The 3,229-nt window shown below is 63.8% G+C and carries 2 protein-coding genes and 1 pseudogene; 1 reads left to right on the top strand and 2 read right to left on the bottom strand.

Translation table 11 applies throughout. The features are described 5' to 3' along the window. Positions 1 to 22: 22 nt before the first annotated feature. The gene (locus GJ629_RS15165; protein ID WP_157513763.1) at positions 23 to 1,489 is read right to left on the bottom strand and encodes a PQQ-binding-like beta-propeller repeat protein; all 1,467 of its coding nucleotides are present in this window, start codon (positions 1,487 to 1,489) and stop codon (positions 23 to 25) included. Between the two features lie 89 nt (positions 1,490 to 1,578). Then, complete coding sequence (locus GJ629_RS15160; RefSeq protein ID WP_157513764.1) at positions 1,579 to 1,932, bottom strand: hypothetical protein; 354 nt, start codon at positions 1,930 to 1,932, stop codon at positions 1,579 to 1,581. 113 nt (positions 1,933 to 2,045) lie between these two features. On the opposite strand from GJ629_RS15160, the pseudogene GJ629_RS15155 reads away from it, so the two are divergent. Then, positions 2,046 to 3,229, top strand: a pseudogene (locus GJ629_RS15155) (helicase HerA domain-containing protein); the annotation flags it as partial.

The following is a 3,229-nucleotide window of genomic DNA, read 5'->3' as shown; positions in this document are numbered from 1 at the left end:
GCGGGTGGAACTCCGCATCCCGTCAACCGCCAACAGGTCCCGGACCGCCTCGCGGTAGTCGGTGGCGTCGCGGTGGTGCTCGACGCGAGTCATCGGTGTCTGTTCTGGCGGGCGGACGTATATATCGCGTCCCAGCGGCTGGCGGATTAGCTGAGCCAGTGGATAAGCTAAGCCGATAAGCTGCGACTGCACCGCCAGTTTCGAAGCGCCACCGTGTGTCGCCTGTCGCTGTATCCACCGCATACAGGGTGGCATCGTGATTCCCGACGTAGACGGTCCCATCGACCACCGTCGGCGAGGAAAACGCTGTATCGCCAGTCTCGAAGTGCCACTGTTCGTCGCCCGTCGCTGTATCTACCGCATACAGGGTGTCGTCGTAACTCCCGACGTAGACGGTGCCATCGTCCACCGCCGGCGTCCTCGCACCGCCAGTCTCGAAGCGCCACTGTTCGTCGCCCGTTGCTGCATCCACCGCGTACAGGTTGTCCCCACTCCCGGCGTAGACGGTCCCATCGGCCACTTGCGACGAATCCACGTTATCGTCAGCCCTGAAGCGCCACTGCTTATCACCCGTCGCTGTCTCTATCGCGTACAGAATGTGATTGCGACTCCCGACGTAGACGATGCCGTCGGCCACTGTTGGCAGTGACGCCGCAGGGCCACCAATCCGAGAGCGCCACTGTTCGTCGCCCGTCTCTGTATCCACTGCGTACAGGCTGTCGCCACTCCCGATGTAGGCGATGCCATCGGCCACTGCCGGCGATTCCACCCATCCGTCAGCCTCGAAGCGCCACTGTTCGTCGCCCGTCTCCGCGTCCACCGCGTACAGCTCGTTGACATTTCCGACGTAGACGGTGCCATCGGCCACTGCTGGCGAGGTAAACCCTCTATCATCAGTTTCGATGCGCCACTGTTGGTCGCCCGTCTCCGCGTCCACTGCGTAGAGGTTGTCGTCGTCACTCTCGACGTAGACGGTGCCATCGGCCACCGCTGGCGACGACCATATTGTATCACCAGTTTCGAAGCGCCACTGTTGGTCGCCCGTCTCCGCATCCACCGCGTACAGACTGTTGTCGTCACTCCCGGCATAGACGGTGCCGTTCTCGACTGTTGGTTTGCCAGTCACGCGCCCGTTTATGTCAAAGTGCCAGCGCAGTGTTCCATCGCCAGCATTCACTGCACCGATGCCTCTTCGCAGGCCGATGTAAGCGACGCCATTGGCCACCGCAGGCGACGATTCTAACGCCGGAAGCTCGGGAAACGACCACGCTTCGGCGATGTCCCCGGACGGGCCGGTGCTCTCGGGTGCGAACCCGGTGTTCCCAGCGTCGTACCCGAACTGGGACCACTCCTCGGCGGTACTCCGCCCGCTGACCGGTACCGTGGCACCTCTCAGTACACTCCCGCCGACGACGCCTGCGCCCGTGGCGCGAAGCACGTCACGCCGGCTTGCCTCGCCCCACTCCCGATTGGTGCCCGGATCGCTCATATACGATACCAATGAAATGTATCCGAAATAAATTCCAGGGTCGATACTATCCCCGCAGTCCGGTCGGCGGTCCGCACGCACGGGCGACCTCAACTCAAGCCGTTCTCTAGGTTCTCCAGCAGTTTCCCGACGAACAGGCCCATCCGCGGGGGCATCGCCTCGGGGCCGTCGTCGTCGAGTTCGGCGGGGTGAGTCGCCAGCGTCTCGACGAAGCGCTCGCTGTGGGTCATCGTCCGGAGCATGTCCACCACGTCGACGGTCAGGCCCTCGTCGGAGGTGTCCATCCCCGGGTGGGCCTGCTTGTCGGCCTCGCTGTACGTGATGGTCCACGCCGGGCCGCCGACGGCCGCGACGATGCGGTCGACGGGGCCGATTTCGATGGGACCGTCGCCGCTCTCGACGTACACCGTGCCGTCCTCGACAACCGTCCCGTAGCGCGCCATCGAGATGTGCTCGCGATACGGTACGGCCGCCGGCCGTATACCCGTTGACATATATCAGATCGCTTTCCAGTGTCTGACTGAGAGTTATGCGGGCGTGGCCGGGACAGTGGTGTATGAGCGACGAGCGGACGATAACGGTCGCGAACTGTAGCGACGGTCCGGTCAGCCACGGGGACCCGGGCACCTCGGTGTCGCTGCCGGTCGTCGAACTCCTCACCGGGCGGGGGTTCGTCACCGGCAAGTCCGGGTCGGGCAAGTCGAACACGGCGTCGGTCGTCGCCGAGAAACTGCTGGACAACGGCTTCGGGATGTTGATCGTCGACATCGACGGCGAGTACTACGGCCTCAAAGAGGAGTACGAGATACTCCACGCCGGCGGCGACGACGAGTGTGACATCCAGGTCACGCCCGACCACGCCGAGAAACTGGCGACGCTCGCTCTCGAACAGAACGTCCCCATCATCCTCGACGTCTCCTCGTTCTTAGACGAGTCCGAGGCCCGAGAACTACTGACGGCCGTCGCAAAGCAACTGTTCGTTAAGGCCAAGAAACTCAAACAGCCGTTCCTCCTCCTCGTCGAGGAGATTCACGAGTACATCCCCGAACAGGGCGGCCTCGACGAGTGCGGCCGAATGCTGATCAAGATAGGCAAGCGCGGCCGCAAACACGGTCTGGGTATCGTCGGTATCAGCCAGCGACCCGCCGACGTCAAGAAAGACTACATCACCCAGTGTGACTGGCTGGTGTGGCACCGGCTGACGTGGAACAACGACACCAAAGTCGTGGGACGTATCCTCGACAACGAGTACGCCGACGCGTCGAGGACTTAGACGACGGCGAGGCGTTTATGATGACCGACTGGTCCGAGTCTGTCCGGCGGGTCCAGTTCCACCGCAAACAGACGTTCGACGCCGGGGCGACGCCGGGACTGGATGACTTCGAGCGCCCGGACCTCAAGTCCGTCTCGGACGACCTAGTTTCGGACCTCCAAGAGATAAGCGACGAGAAGCGCGAACAGGAAAACACCATCGCGGAACTCCGCGAGCGACTGAACGAGAAGAACGACCGCATCGCGGAACTGGAGAAGGAGTTACAGGACGCCCGTGACCTCCGGCGGATGGCCGAGCAGTTCGTCGAGGCGATGGTCGACGAAGTCGACGGGGCCAACCCCGGCCGGACCGAACTCGACCGGATGCGCGCGCGCCGACAGCGCCGCGAGGGGGTCCACCGCCGCGAGGACGACGCCCGGGATGAGGCGTCCCACGGCGTCCAGCACGGCGGCAGCGACCCGGCCCCC

It is taken from the genome of Halapricum sp. CBA1109 (assembly GCF_009741825.1).
Taxonomy (GTDB): Archaea; Halobacteriota; Halobacteria; order Halobacteriales; family Haloarculaceae; genus Halapricum.
Note: the sequence above shows the minus strand (reverse complement) of the source record. Positions and strands in the feature narration are given on the sequence as shown.